This is a genomic window from Kitasatospora sp. NPDC056446, from assembly GCF_042796115.1.
Lineage (GTDB): Bacteria > Actinomycetota > Actinomycetes > Streptomycetales > Streptomycetaceae > Kitasatospora.
The window spans coordinates 1-13,949 of the sequence record NZ_JBHTRF010000065.1 but is presented as its reverse complement, the minus strand read 5'-3'; the positions used below and the strand labels follow the sequence as shown (position 1 = coordinate 13,949).

The window sequence follows — 13,949 nt, the reverse complement described above, 5'->3', positions numbered from 1 at the left end:
GGGTCCGGTGTTTTTAATTTGTGGGGGTGGGGGTGTTGGGGCCGCGCCCCCGGGCCCCCCCCCCCCCCCGCTGCTGTACGAACTGCCTCGTCCGCCAGGCGCATGTTCGCCTCCATGAGGTCCAGTCCGGCGGTGACGTCAGCTCTGGTGACCTCCCACCAGCCTGCACGGTCGTAGATCCACCAGGACTCCCGGTAGCGGGCGAAGTCCGTGATCGTCTCGCTGAGGTGGTGGGCGCTGCCGTCCGCGAGGGCGGCGTTCATGACGGCGTGGCTGAGGTCGGCCATGCCCGCGTCGGAGTTGGTCATCCTGGTCCCCCTCACGGCCGGATGTTCGGCTGGATGCTGGGGGCCTGCTGCTGCACTGGCGGTGGCTGCAGAAGCGGCGCCGGCTCTACGGGGGCGGTCGACGTGACGGCCCTGGCGGCGAGGTCCGCCTTGGGCTCCGCCCCGGGAGTGCGGGCGGTGACGTCTACGGCGGCGAACTCCGTGGCGAGCTTCGTCCGGATGTCCTCCGCCATCATCTCCCCCGACAGCTCGATGGCGGCACCGACGACGACCGCGGTGGCGGCCAGGCGGGCGAGGTAGTCGGGGCGCTCCTCACGCTGCTCGACGCGAACCTCCACGGTCACCTCGTACGCCTGGGGGTCCTGCTGGTAGACCTCCCACTCGACGGTCAGCTGGTCGACCGGTTCGCCCCGCTCCGCCACGACCACGATCGCCTCGTAGACCTCGCGGCGGGGGCCTTCCTCGAACACCTCGGGGTACAGCCAGGTGCTCACCTCCCGGACCTGCTCCGGGCGTTGGAGCAGGTCCGCCAATACGGCGTCCTGGCGCTCAAGGCGGGTCTCGACCCGGACCTCCCCCTCCCCCACTGGCCTCGCCCGTACCTCGTACGGCGCCGGGACGGGCTCGTTGTACTTGGCCACGGGGGCGGCGTGCTCGGTGTGCCGCACCGCCTGGGCGAGGCGGTCGAGCACCGGGTCCGGTCCGCGCAGGCCCGGGGTGGCTGTCCGCAGTCGGTCGACGTGCTGTGCGAGGTCGCGGCGGACGGCCGCCTCCTGGACCATGCGGGCGTAACTCGCGATGGCTCGGGGCTGCGGCGCGGCGTCGGCGAGACGGCGCAGGTAGTCGGCGGTGACCCCGGGAATGGCGGTTCGCTGGGCGATCAGCTCCGGCAGCTGGGCGGTCGGGGTGGTCGGGGTGCTGGTCCGCGAGTCGATCAGCGCGGTCAGGACGGCGCGGTGGGTGGGGTGGGCCATGCGGTCGGGGGTGAGGTAAGCGATGTTGTCCAGGCGTTGGCGGTCGCGGAGGGCGGCGCCGATGACGGCTTGCTCGGCACGGAGTACGAGGTCGGGGTGGGTCATTGTCAGTTCGTCCTCGACTTCGTTCCGGTGGTGGCTTCCCTGTAGCGGCGGGCGGCGTCGTCCGCGGCGGCCATCCGGGCGGCGGCGTCGTCGAGCCGTGCCAACAGTTCCTCGTTGACGACGCGAAGCCAGGCGCCGTCGATGTCGACGGCCCACCAGGTGTCGGCGAACCGCACGTACTCGGGGATGCCGGGGCTGATCGGCGTGGCGAGGCCGCGCGCCCGGGCGTCGTCCATCTGGGCTGCGGTGAGGCGGTCCGGGCTACCGGCTTCGGCGGTGTCGGCGTGGGCGGCCAGCAGTCGGCCGGGGATGCCGGCCCAGGGGTCCGCGTCGGTCCAGCGCTTCTGGAGCTCCCGGTCCTCGGCGGCCGGGAACTCCTGGCCACGGTGGCCTGTCCGGCATGCGGTGGCGTAGACGGCGGTCGCGTTGGCAACCACCGTGCGCAGTTCGGTGTGCCAGTAGCGAGCGGCCTGGCCAACCTGCTGGTCCAGGGCGGCACCGTAGATTTCCTCCCGCCAGACCTTGAGGGCCCACAGCTCTTCGATTAGGCCGGGGTGTTCGGCCCAGCAGCGTGGCAGCCTGGATTCGACGGCCAGCTCGTAGCGGTCGTGGAGCCAGGTCACCCAGTCGCAGAGGCCGCCCCAGGCCGCGATGCGCTCGGGTCCGGTCATCGTGTGCCACTCGACCAACCGGGTGCGGGGGCTCGCCTCGGTGGCGGCCGGCTTGGTGCCGGTGACGGGTCCGGGGGTGGCGCGGCGCCCGCGCGAGCGGCGGATACGGGCGTGCGGGCGGTGCTTGACCCTTCCGATCGGCGTGATCGCGGGCTCGGTCATGGTTGTTCCTGGAGCTGGATTGGCAGGTGCGGGCTGGTCTCGGCGAGGTCGTCCGGGAGCCTGGTGTACTGGTGCCTTGTGTCCGTACGGTCGGCGGTCGATGCGGCTTTCCAGTCGGCCATCACGAGGTACACGGCGGCGTCGAGCGCTTCGATCGACGTGCTCGGGGTGAGCATGAGCCGCCGAAGGTAGGCGGGGGTGTCCATGGTGTCGGCGATCAGTTGCGCAAGGCGGGGCGACAGCTCTTCGATGGTCCGGCGCACGCGCTCCTCTATGGCGGCGGGGGTGACCGGTTCCGCGTCGGTGTGCAGCGCGAGCATGGCCTCGAAGATGCCGTAGCGGACGTGGGTGGTGAAGGTGTCCACCGGCACCCACCTGCCGAGGTCGTTCAGCTCACGCGGGCGCTGGATGAGGTAGGCGAGCACCAGGTCCTCGTAGTCCGCGCGTGCCCGGCGCCAGTCGCTGAGGGCAACGAACTGCCCATCGGTGAGCGCCCGGTGCTCGGCCCAGTCGTCCGTTGCCCACGAGACGGGGACGACCTCCTGATAGCCGGGGCTGAACACGGAGATCACCGGAGCACCCGCGTGGTCCTCGCCGGCGTGGTAGAGGGCGCCGTCGATTCCGCGCACCGGTCCGCTCCACCGCAGGCTGTAGTCGGTGGGGGTCTCTGGGCGGCGGAGCAGGCCGCGGCGGAGCCGCTGGTCGAACCGGGACTCCCATCGCCGGTCGGCATCGGTCTGCGCGACGGCCTGGTGCCCGCTCCACACGGGTCGGGCGGTCATGCGGCGTCCTTGATGAAGTCGACGTCGCCCGCCCGGTACCGCTTCGACCAGTCGTTGCTTTCGTCGTACAGCTTGCGATCGGGGCCTTCGTAGTGACGCTGCATGCGGACCTTGGTGATGGGGGTGGTGGCGTGGATGACCAGGGCTTCGCGCTTCTCCTCGTCGAGGGTGCGGATCTCGTCCGGGGTGACGGTCTTGCGGTCCTGGAGGGTGGTCTGCATCGTGGTGCCCTGCGCGCCGCTCTGGTATGTCGTCAGGGACTCGCGGAAGATCCCGGCCAACTTCGAGAACTCTTCGAGTTCGTCGCCGCCGAGGCCGCCGAGGGCGATCTTGACGGTGGAGCTTCCCCAGAGCATCTCGGCCCCTTCGCGACCCCAGACCTTGCGGGCCTGGGCCATGTTCTGGAGGACGGCGACGACGTAGATGCCTGAGCCGCCAGCGAAGGACATCAGGTCGGGCAGGTTCGGCAGCGGCGTGACGTTGGCGACCTCGTCCAGCAGCGCTCCCATCGGCGGGTCGAGCCTGCCGCCGGGCGAGCGGTCGGCGAGGCGTTTGGCGGTGCCGAAGACCTCGGAGACGAAGGCGGAGATCAGGGGGGCGAGCGCGGTGGCATCTTCCTTGTCGACCAGCAGGTAGATGGTGCCGTTGCTGCGCAGCCAGTCCTCGATGTCGATGCCCTGGCCGGCCTTGGGGACGAAGGTGGCGCGGGCCAGCGGCGAGAAGAGGGGCGTCAGCGCGGTCTGTACGGTGGCGAAGAGGTTCGCCCGGGTGTCACCGGGGTTGCGGTAGAGGCCGTCGAGCATCTCGGCGACGCCGGGTTCCGCGCGGCGGGACTCGGCGAGCAGCTTGATCGGTTCTTCGAGGTGGGCGTTGAAGCCCCAGCGCAGGACGTCCTCCATGCTGCGGCCGGTGATGGCTGCGGCGTGCAGCCAACCGGCGAGCAGGGAGGTTGCGGTGGCGCCGAAGAAGCCCGCGCCGCTGGAGTCGGTGGTCTCGCTCTTGCCGATCTTGACCATGAGGTCGGCTCTCTGCATGGCCTTGCCGAAGTCCTCGCAGCCGCTGGTGGGCGACCACTGCACCTGGTCGGGCCAGTCGACCATGCCGGTCGGCAGCATCGCCAGGGTCGGGCCGAGGCCGCGTCGGATCAGCGCGGTCGCGTCGAGGACGTCGGCTCGGACGCTGGTTATGAGCATGGGTCCGCGCCAGGCACGAATCCAGGGGATGATCACCTGGCTGGTCTTGCCCTGGCGCGGGGCGGCCAGCATCAGCACGGAGTTCTCGATGCAGACCCAGAGCAGCATGCCGGCCAGGGTGCGGCCGAGCTGCACCGCGACGTCGGCGGCGGTGATCCGGTGGCCCTTGAGCGAGGGCCGGACGATGGGCCCGCGCTTGACCACCGCGGCGGCGGACAGGGTCTTCGACAGCTGGGAGACGGAGGCGAAGCCGCGCACGGAACGGCTCCGCCGGAGACGGCGCAGGGCGAAGGCGCCCGCGGCGACCATCGTGCTGGCGACGATCGCGGCTGCGACGGCGAAGCCTGCCGGGCCGGGAAGGTCGCGGCGGACCTTCCCGGGCCAGGCCGTCTTGGGGTCGTCCAGGTGGTGCGGCAGTTGCTTGGCGACGCTGAACGCGTCGCCGAACGGGACCGCCGGCCAGGAGGCGTGGGTGATCAGCCCGGCGACCTGGCCGGTGGCCCACGTCCCCATGGTGACGGTGACCACCACGATGATCAGCAGTACGATCAAGTAGTCCGCGGGGCCGTCCAGCACCGGCCGCCGCGCTACGGTGGAGTTCGAGGCGGAGGCCATCTCACACAGCCATCCGCTCGTTGGTGTAGTACAACTGCCGCTCGGCCGGACTCAAGATCGTTTGTACAACGTGGCTGGAGTTCCTGCCGATCTTCCAGATCGCGCGACCGATCTGTTCACCGCTCCAAGAGGCGATGTGCGCGCACTCGGTGTCGGTCAAGCCGATCACGTCGCGGGTCATGGCCAGGGGTGCAGTGTCCTGGCGCAGGCAGATCCGCACGTCGCAGCTGGAGATGAGGTTGCGGGCGATGCTGACCTCTTCGCTGCCCTGGGCACCGACCGCCTCGAAGTCGCTCAATCTGTGCGTGCTGAGGACCTGGATGGTGCCCTGGGCGCGGGAGAGCCGGAGGTCGGAGTCGAGCTTGCGAATCATGGCCGGCACGCGCATCGCGCGCCACAGCTCGTCGCGCACGATCAGGCGCACGGGTCCGCCCGGCTCGTCGATCGCTGCTTGGCCCCAACTGCTGACGCAGGCAAGGGTCATGGCCACGGTCTCGTCGCCGCGGCCGTCGATCCGGGACAGGTCGACGGTCTGGATCGGCGCGCCGAAGTCGGGCCGGACGGTGGTGGGTCCGTCGAACAGGCCCGACAACGAGCCTCTGACCATGTTGCCAAGGGCATCGGCGGCCGGGCGGATCATCTCCCGCAGCTCGGTGACGTCGGTGTCGCGGACGCGCAGGTCCTGAGCCATCTCGGGCAGCGGGTCGCGCAGCAGGGCCCAGACCTGAGGGATTGTCGGGTCGGTCAGGTGGCTGGCGCCGGTGGCCTGGCCAGAGGCGTGCTTGATGGCGAGGGAGAGCGCGGCCTCCTCGGTCGGCGTGAGGTTGCGGCCGAGGCGCATGACCAGCAGGGAGGAGAGCAGCGTGATCCGGCGACGGTGGACTTCGTCCAGGCGCTCGCGCAGTTCCTCCGGGTCGGACGGAAGGTTGGTGCCGAGCGGTCCGCTGTCCAGCGGGTTGAGCCGGTTCCGCAGCCCGGGGCCGAGTTCGACCGGCTCGACACCGAACGCCCGCGCCAGGGACGCGTACTCGTTCTTGATGTCTCCGAGGATGAACGACCGGACGCCGTAGGCGGCCAGGCGGGTCACCAAGGACTTGATGGTCGCGCTCTTGCCGGTGCCGGGGACTCCGGTGATCAGCAAATTAGGATTTGTGATCAACCCACGATGCAGCCACTCGATCGGATGGCAGGAGAAGGCACCGCCGGAGAGACAGTCGACGCCCATGTAGGCGCCGGCTGGGGGCATGGAGGCCCCGTACAGCCAGGGGTACAGCCCCTGGACCTGGCCGGTACTGCCTCGGTAGACCGGGACCTCAGGCATCCTCGGTGCTCGCCCGGCGAACGGACGGGCATAGCCGCGCCGGGGCGCGACCGGTTCCCGGCGCACCCTCGGCGCCTTCCGAGACGCGGGCTTCGGCTGCACTGGCACCGGGCGGCCGAGCATGTCGGTGAGGTCGAGGACGGGGAGGTCAGTGGCGGTACGGCGACGGAACATCAGGCCGCCCTCTTCTTGGGCAGGCCCATGCCGACCGGCAGCGCGCCGATCGCGAAGCCCACGTCCTGGGCCATCCACATGCGCTGGAGCTCGATGCTGCCGCTGTTGGCGTCGGCCAGGAGCTCGCTGCAAGCGTCCTCAAGGTCCGCGGGGTCGGTGACGGTGACGGTGCAGTAGGCGGTGTAGCGGACCATGCCGTGACCGGCCGCGCGCTCCTGGTCCTGCGCCTCCGCGCGGCGCAGTGCCTGCTTCTCCGCTTCCGGAACGATCTGGCCGGTCTTGTGCCGCATGTTGACGGCGACCTCGCGGGCGGTCCGCTCCTGCATGATCTCGCGCTCGGCGGCGCGTGGGCTGCGCGGCTCGAAGTGCAAGTTCAGCGTCCGGCGGTACTTTCCTTCGCCCAGCAGCGGAGCGAGGGCGGTGGCGTACACCTTGTTCTTCGGCCAGCTGTGGACGGCGTAGGTGACCGAGACCGCGCCGTCGTGCTCGTACCGGCCGCGCCAGGCGTGGGCGGCGGACGGGCCGGCCGCTGTCGGGCTGACTCCCGCCGCGAAGGGAACCTCGTCACCTCGGAGGGCGGCGGAGGTGGCTACGGCTCGGCGCTCTGCGAGCATCCGGCTGGCATGCGGATCAAAGGCGGTCCTCATGACCTCGGCCAGCTCGCGGGGGTTGAGCCAGCTCTCGACCTGGAGGTCCGCGGAGGCGATCGAGGACGTCATGGCCCGGAGGTTGCGGACCAGGACGGCGGCAGCTCCGGCGTCGCCGCCGCCCGCCGCCTTGATGGGGCTGGCGGCACGGGCGGCGGACATCGTGATCGCGAGGTACGCCTCCCGCTGGCTGGTTGCCAGCGTGGCGGTGGAGAGCAGCGACTTGGTGACGTCGACCGCGACGGCGGGCGCCTCGGAAGCAACGTGGTCGGCGTGCCAGCGCTGGAGCGCGGCACCGGACTCGGGGACGATCCGCTGGAGCGCCTGAATCCGGATGATCGCGTTGCCCTCGGTGCACTGGGACTGGAGCAACGAACCCCAGTTGGCCACCCGCTGGTCGCGCCTGCTGGAGTCGGCAAGGCCGATGCCAGGGACGCGCACCCGGGCAACCGCCGTGTAGGTGCGGTCGAGACGGTGGTGGATCACCGCGATGGGGGCGCCGCTGCCCCCGTCTGCTTCGAGAACCGCCAACGGGGCGAGGATGCCGGGCAGATCCAGCCGAGGCTCGTCCGTCTCGGACGCACGGGGTGCGAAGGCGCCGGAGAGGAAACGATTCTGCCCGCGGAAGCGGAGGATTTCGAAGGACATGAAGGCGACCGCCCATTCATCGACCGTACGGCCGGCGATCCGGACGAAGGCGAGTAGGAAGAGGACAAACGACACGGGCCACGTCACGAGTCCGGCCCGGAGGTAGGAGATTGCGAACGGCCAAATCAGCCCGAGGACACCGGTGCCGACCATCGCCGCCCGTTGCCCCGAGAGGCCGAACAAGAAGTTGACCTTCTCCTGCTGCCACCCGAAGTAGGTACGGGTAGCGGTCTCGGCACTCATGACTTGCCGCCTCCTTCGGAGTGGTCAGGACGGGTGGTCTTGGCGGGAGGAGCAGCGGGGCGCTCGACCGGAGCGGCCTGGGTGCGCGGCGCGCCAGGGCGGTCTGCCGGGGCCGGCGCGGGCGCGGTCGGCCCCTGAGCCGACTCGGGCCTCGGGCCTGCTGCGGGTTGGCTGGCCTGGAGCGGCGCGGCGCTGGAGGCGGAGCGGCTCGCGGTGGCCGGGACCTGGGTGGACGTCTCAGGACCGGCAGGAGCGTCCGCACCTGCCGACGAACCTGCACTCGGGCCTGCGGACACCGGGGGCATCTCGATGGTGGGCGGGTCGCTGCGCGGAGCACCAGCGACCGGCAGGTCCGGGGTGATGTCCTGGAGCGCCTGCTGGTGATCGGCTTGCGCACTCGCCGGTCCCACCTCTTCGACCTGCGGCTCCTGCTGGTCCGACCAGTCCGGCTTCGGCTGGTCGGGCAGCAGACCGCCCGCGGTGGGCAACGGTGCGCTGGCGTGGCGGTTGACGTACCCGGCGGGCTGCGCCGCGTACGGGTTCGCCCCCTGCACCCCGGCATGACCGGCCATCTTCTCCATGCCACCAGCCAAGGAGTTGACCGCCTGCTGGGCGGCCTTCACCGCTGCCACGGCGATCATCCCGACCGGGCCGGCTGCGGCGCCGGCTCCACCGGCCGCAGCACCTCCGGCGCCGCCTGCCGCACCACCACCGGCGCCACCGGCGGCGGCACCTCCGCCCTTGCTGGCGAAGCTGTTCATCGTGCGGCCGGCGCTCTCCTGCCCGAAGGAATCCGGGGAGGCGCCGGTCGGCGGACCGCCCGCACTGCTGCTCAGCCGGCCACCGGCGAAGCCGAGCAGAGCGGCGAGACCGGCACCGCCGCCGACCTGAACCGAGGCAAAGGTAAAGAAGCGCGCGATAGCCGGCCACGCCAGGGCGGCGAGCAGCAGGAGGAGCATCCCCGACAGGGTCGTCTGGAGGTCCTTCGAGTCGCCCGCGACGTTGAAGCCCAAGGCGAAGACCAGCGCGATGACCGGCTTGAGGATGATCAGCTGGACGGTGGAGGAGACAAGCTTGGACCACCAGCTCTTGGTGGAGTCGGACACCTGGCCAGCCGCCGAGATCGGGGAGGTGGCGATCAACGCGACGATCGCGGCGTTGCGCAGCAACATCTCGAACCAGAGCACGAGCGTCAGCAGGATGCCGATGATGGCGATGATCAACAGGAGCGAGGCCGCCGTCCCCGGTGTGTAGGAGACGAGCTTGCCGATCTTGTCGCTGAGGGCCTGTTCTCCGCCGAGTGAGTTGTCGACGATGTACTTCGTCAGTTCGTCGCTCGCCGTCAACGCGGTGGATGCGACGATCAGCGTGAGAAGGAACGCCAGCGCCGCCTTACCGATGCCCACAGCGGCCGTGGCCAGCGGGCGGCCGTCATGGGTGACCACCGTACGGATGACCTGGAAGACGACCAGCAGGCAGGCGACGAGGGCGGCGACGCCGAGGGATATCGCGTAGACGCTCCTGACTCCGTTGCTGGCGAGGTCTGGGCCCGGAATCTTGACGAAGGCCGTGGCGAACGACTTGAGCAGATCGGTCGCGCCGTCAGCAAAGGACTTGCAGATCGAATCCCATGCGCTGCTCGCCACCTTGCCGGCGGCGTCGCCAGCGAGCCCGCCGAGAATGGTGTCGCTAGGCCCGGGGATGCAGTCGAGGGGACTGGTCAGGCCGCAGGCCATGCGAGCCCCCTGGTGGTGATGGTGCTGGTGACCATGGTTATCGCTTCAATTCCTGCCAGCCCTTCGCCGAGGCTTGGGGGCTGCCCGGCTCGGCGACGAGGCTGGTGTAGTCGGTGGTGGAGTTGCCCGAGGGGGCGGGGATGCGCCAGTCGTTCGCCGACCAGGTGAGGTCGAGCGGGTAAACGCCCATGCGGGTCTGCATCCCGGTGCCGGGAACGCTGGTGGTGTAAGTGGCCAGCAGCAGGACCTGGACGTTGTCGGGGCCGACCGAGCGCACCTGGTACTCGATGGGTGACAGGACGACGGAGGCCCCGGGCTGCAACTGGCCGCTCTGCGGCAGGCCAAGCCCCTTGCGGGTGGCGACCGGGCCCTTGGCGAGGTCGTCCGCGGCGGAAGACCAGGAGTCGGCTGCGACGAGCCGGGCGACGGCGGCGGCGCGGTCGGGTTCAAGGGTGGAGCCGAGCTGGCGCCAGTACTCGACCGCCGCCGAAACAGCGCCTACCGTGGAATGCGGGAAGCCCAACTGCACCCCGTTGACGAGGCGCTCTCCGCGCACGAGCTGGAGCGGGCCGGTTAGCCCGGGGGTGGGCGACCCTGCGGAGTCCACTCCGGTGACCGATCCCGGTGGCGGGATGGCGGCTGGCGGTGTGAACACCTTGGGCCCGCGGGGCTCGCTGCCGGACTCGATGGCAACCCCGATGGCGACGAAGGCGAGCAGGCCAACGACACCGAGGAGGAGCAGCGGCAGAATCCGGCGGCGAGGGCGGTGGTCGAGGAACTGGTTCATGACGCGTCTTAGGCCGCAGCGCCAAAAACGGTGTTCACGACCGGGATTGCGCAGGCGGTTACGATGACGCCGCCCAGCGACCAGACCAGGGAGCGCTTCCCCTTCTCGGCGCTGTCGGGCCGGTTGGAGAGGTGGCCTATGCCCATCAGGCCCCCGGAGACCACGGCGGCGACGGCGCACGCGATCAGCGCGCCCCACTTCGCGTAGCTGAGCAGCAAGTTCGCGCCCTTGCTGCCGTTGGTCGGGTCGGCCGGCGCGGGATTCTGGATATCCGCGAGGTAGTGGACGTCTGCAAGGTGGTGAACGGCTTGCAGGGTGAGGGACATACCGGGCTCCCGGAAGGCAGACGTGCCAGCGATCCCGCAGGATCTGTCCTGGCCAGAAGGAGCCGCCCCTGCTGTCGGGCACGGGGAGGCGAATGAAGCGGCCTTCACCTGAGTTCAGCACGTCAGGTCAGTGTGATTCACATTGGCTAATCGGCCGTGAGCAAACGATAAACGCCCGCAAGCCCTGCGCGTCAACCAAAGTGAATGTGACTAGGCTCACCCGGCCACTCTCTGTTTACGGTGGCTAATCGGCGTCACTGTGCGCAACGATGAGACCCAGTCAGCAGCAAGGAGTGCTACGCGCGTCATGCCAGTCGAAGAATCTGCCGAGGCCGGACCGATCGCGAACCGGTTGAACCACCTGTTCGAGACGGTGCACCCCGCCGACCGGGGGCCGTACACCAACCCCGAGGTCGCCCAGGCGATCAACGAGAAGGCGGGCCACCAGGTCCTCAGCGCCACCTACCTGTGGCAGCTGCGCAAGGGCAAGCGGACCGACCCAACACACAGTCGCCTCATGGCAATTGCGGACTTCTTCGGCGTCTCCCCGCTCTACTTCTACGAGGAGGAGACGGCGAAGCGGACCGACGAGCAGCTACGCCTCGCCGGCGCACTGCGCAGCGCGTCGATCCGACAGATGGTGCTCGACATGGACGGCCTCTCGGAGCGCAGCATGGCGGCCATCGCCACCATGATCCAATCGGCGCGAGCGATGGAGGGTCTGCCCGATTCCAGCGCCGCACCCGAGTGACGAGGCCCACACGCCACCTCGCTCACCCGATCATCACAAGTTCACATAGTCGGCACACTCCCGGTGTTCGGTCGCATACAGTTCTGCGAGCCGGGAGGAGTGACCGGCCGACTACCGGCGCCCGCTCCATGGACTGCCTCCCGACCAGGGAGGCATCTTCATGAGCGCGTCGCAGCTCTGCGGCAACCGACAGCTGGACCATGGCGCCCCTTCGCGGCCATCCCAGCAGTCGCCGGCGGCAGCCGCTCCGCCGACATCGGCCGGAGCGCCGCCGAGGCGGCGTTCGCCTGCAACGGCGGACATCCGGCTCCACTCGGCTGGGGCGGAGGGGGTCGCCGAAGCAGCCCTTCGCCTGGCTTTCCCGGATCTGAGGCCCGCCGCTCTCCAGCACCTGTTCGGCCGCGCCAGCGCCTGAGCCGCTGCCAGCACGTGTACCGCGACCACCTCGCGACAGCAGGGCCCCTCTCATGAATCTTCTTAGGCCAGGCATGCCCCAACGAATTCACTCTGGCTAATCAGTGGCATTGATCACGCTCACTCTGGTTGACCAGAGTGCACCACGTCAGCCTATGGTTCGAACGAATCCCATTAGCTGATGTGAAACGGCCGTGCGCTGCTCTGCGGCGACGGCCGCAGAGGTGGCACGTGAAGAAGGCAGCCCATCTGGCTCTCGCGGGCGTCCTGGCGCCCTTCGGGGTGGTCCTTGGCATCGCGCTCTCCGGCGGAGGAACCGCCGCCGCCACCCCGGCCGGCTCCGCCGCGAACGGCGGGCTGGGCTGTTTCAAGCCCGTGGCACCAGGACAGATCACCGCGGACGGACAGCAGCTGACCACGGAACAGATCAACAACGGCCAGATCATCTACCAGGTCTCGGTCCAACTCCAGCTGCCGCCGCAGGCCGCGGTGGTCGCAATCGCGACCGCCTTGCAGGAGTCGACTCTGCGGAACCTCAGCTCCGGCGACCTGGACTCGGTCGGCTTGTTCCAGCAGCGCCCGTCGCAGGGGTGGGGCTCGCCTGCACAGATCATGGACCCCGTCTACTCCGCGACCAAGTTCTACGCCGCCCTCGTCAAGGTTCCGGGCTGGGAGACCCTGCCGGTCACCGTGGCCGCCCAACGGGTCCAGGCCAGCGCGTTCCCCTCCGCCTACGCGAAGTGGGAGAGCACCGCCCAGCAGCTGGTGGCCACCTACAGCGGGAACGCCACGGGCTGCTCGCAGGGCAACGGCGACGGTCAGACGACGACGGAGGCCACCAGCCTCCCTGCCGGCTTCTCCCTCCCCGCCGGAACACCCGTCCAGGTCGTCACCGCGATCAAGTTCGGCATCTCGAAGCTGGGCATGCCCTACCAGTGGGGCGGAACCGGCGATCCGAGCTACGACTGCTCCGGCCTGATGCTGCGCGCCTACGAGGCCGCCGGCATCACGATCCACCGAACCACGTTCGAGCAGGTCTTCGACGGGACACCGGTCTACGGCGCGGCACAGCTCAAGCCGGGCGACCTGATCTTCCTGGCCGGGACGGACGGCACCCCGACCTCCCCCGGACACGTCGGGATGTACCTCGGGTCGAACCTCGTCCTGGACGCTCCACGGACGGGCAAGAACATCCAGATCACGAACTTCACCGGCGGATACTGGGACAAGCAAGCGGTGGCCTTCCGGCGGATCGTTCCCTCGTAGGTCCCGGTTGACCTCGTCCTGGCCCGCCAGCACCACCACCCCGACGTGAGCAGGGAACATGATCCAACAGTCGTGGAACCGGACGGTCCGCGATCTCGCCGAACGGGCGGACCTCGCGCGCAGCGCCGCATCCAAGGTTGAGGCCGTCCGCGAGCGGCTCCCCGGTGACCGTGCTCCGGGCGAGCGCGACGGCCGCGAGCAACTGTTCTCCGCCGTCGCGCTCAGCCGGGCACGGGATGCCGCTCTCCTCAAGGCCGCCGGGTTCGCCCTTCGTCGCCGTGCTGCCGCCGACCGGCGCCGCTGTGGCTTCCGTTCGGCCGGGTTCTGCCCGGAGCAGCTTCCCCTCGGTGGTGGCGAAACGCCGCCGTCCACCGGGACGACGCCGGGATCTGGCACGCGATCCCGCTGCCCGGTCCGGAGCGCCTCGTCGGTCTTCCAGAGGACGACCCGCTCGTCCTGGCCGTGGCCGAGCAGGCACGACTCCTGCGCGCCAGCCTGCTCGGGCACCAAAACCGCGACGCATACTACGAGGCGTTCAAGCCGGACGGTCAACACGGACAGGGCGCTTCTGTCCCGCCCCTCGCCGCGCTGAGCAGGAAGACGAGCTGGAAGGTGCAGACGTGGTTGCACCCCGACTTCGGGATGCGGGTCCGCGCCGATCTGGAGGAGGAGTTCCAGCAGGCCAGCCGTGACCGCCACGCGATTTGGGAGCGGTCCAGAGCGTACGGCTCCGCGGTGGTGAAGCTGCTGAGCCGCGTCAGCTGACCCGGTCGGCGGTGATGTCGGCCTACGGGATCGACTCGCGTGCATAGGCAGAGGGCCGGGGGGGGGCCCCGGGGGGGGGGGG

13 protein-coding genes are annotated in these 13,949 nt (G+C 69.9%); 3 read left to right on the top strand and 10 right to left on the bottom strand.

Features of this window, described 5'->3' with window-relative positions; all coding sequences use genetic code 11:
* From ACFQ6N_RS30410 to ACFQ6N_RS30365, 10 genes are all read right to left on the bottom strand, one after another.
* Positions 1-308 (bottom strand): hypothetical protein (locus tag ACFQ6N_RS30410; protein WP_380655889.1); only part of this gene is annotated, 308 nt, incomplete at its 3' end.
* A gap of 11 nt (positions 309-319) precedes the next feature.
* On the bottom strand, positions 320-1,366 hold the full coding sequence (locus tag ACFQ6N_RS30405; RefSeq protein ID WP_380655886.1) for a DnaB-like helicase N-terminal domain-containing protein: 1,047 nt from the start codon (positions 1,364-1,366) through the stop codon (positions 320-322).
* 2 nt (positions 1,367-1,368) lie between these two features.
* A complete protein-coding gene (locus ACFQ6N_RS30400; RefSeq protein WP_380655884.1) occupies positions 1,369-2,199 on the bottom strand; it encodes a hypothetical protein in 831 nt (276 codons plus the stop codon).
* Positions 2,196-2,981 (bottom strand): DnaB-like helicase N-terminal domain-containing protein, encoded by a 786-nt coding sequence (locus ACFQ6N_RS30395; RefSeq protein WP_380655881.1) that lies wholly within the window; start codon positions 2,979-2,981, stop codon positions 2,196-2,198. The genes ACFQ6N_RS30400 and ACFQ6N_RS30395 overlap by 4 nt, the downstream gene beginning before the upstream one ends.
* On the bottom strand, positions 2,978-4,789 hold the full coding sequence (locus ACFQ6N_RS30390; RefSeq protein ID WP_380655878.1) for a type IV secretory system conjugative DNA transfer family protein: 1,812 nt from the start codon (positions 4,787-4,789) through the stop codon (positions 2,978-2,980). The genes ACFQ6N_RS30395 and ACFQ6N_RS30390 overlap by 4 nt, the downstream gene beginning before the upstream one ends.
* A gap of 1 nt (position 4,790) precedes the next feature.
* Positions 4,791-6,110 carry a VirB4 family type IV secretion system protein gene (locus ACFQ6N_RS30385; RefSeq protein WP_380655875.1) on the bottom strand — a complete coding sequence of 440 codons (1,320 nt, stop codon included), beginning with the start codon at positions 6,108-6,110 and terminating at the stop codon, positions 4,791-4,793.
* A 173-nt stretch (positions 6,111-6,283) separates the two neighbouring features.
* A complete protein-coding gene (locus tag ACFQ6N_RS30380; RefSeq protein ID WP_380655872.1) occupies positions 6,284-7,822 on the bottom strand; it encodes an SCO6880 family protein in 1,539 nt (512 codons plus the stop codon).
* Positions 7,819-9,558 (bottom strand): hypothetical protein, encoded by a 1,740-nt coding sequence (locus tag ACFQ6N_RS30375; protein ID WP_380655869.1) that lies wholly within the window; start codon positions 9,556-9,558, stop codon positions 7,819-7,821. Before ACFQ6N_RS30375 ends, ACFQ6N_RS30380 begins: the two co-directional genes overlap by 4 nt.
* A gap of 37 nt (positions 9,559-9,595) precedes the next feature.
* Positions 9,596-10,345, bottom strand: a complete 750-nt coding sequence (locus ACFQ6N_RS30370) for a hypothetical protein (RefSeq protein ID WP_380655866.1) — start codon at positions 10,343-10,345, stop codon at positions 9,596-9,598.
* Between the two features lie 8 nt (positions 10,346-10,353).
* Positions 10,354-10,671: a hypothetical protein gene (locus ACFQ6N_RS30365; RefSeq protein ID WP_045700742.1), complete on the bottom strand. Its 318-nt coding sequence runs from the start codon at positions 10,669-10,671 to the stop codon at positions 10,354-10,356.
* A 307-nt stretch (positions 10,672-10,978) separates the two neighbouring features.
* On the opposite strand from ACFQ6N_RS30365, the gene ACFQ6N_RS30360 reads away from it, so the two are divergent.
* From ACFQ6N_RS30360 to ACFQ6N_RS30350, 3 genes are all read left to right on the top strand, one after another.
* On the top strand, positions 10,979-11,422 hold the full coding sequence (locus tag ACFQ6N_RS30360; RefSeq protein WP_380655863.1) for an XRE family transcriptional regulator: 444 nt from the start codon (positions 10,979-10,981) through the stop codon (positions 11,420-11,422).
* A gap of 645 nt (positions 11,423-12,067) precedes the next feature.
* The gene (locus ACFQ6N_RS30355) at positions 12,068-13,102 is read left to right on the top strand and encodes a C40 family peptidase (protein ID WP_380655860.1); all 1,035 of its coding nucleotides are present in this window, start codon (positions 12,068-12,070) and stop codon (positions 13,100-13,102) included.
* A gap of 462 nt (positions 13,103-13,564) precedes the next feature.
* Positions 13,565-13,867: a hypothetical protein gene (locus ACFQ6N_RS30350; RefSeq protein WP_380655857.1), complete on the top strand. Its 303-nt coding sequence runs from the start codon at positions 13,565-13,567 to the stop codon at positions 13,865-13,867.
* The last annotated feature ends 82 nt before the right edge of the window (positions 13,868-13,949 follow it).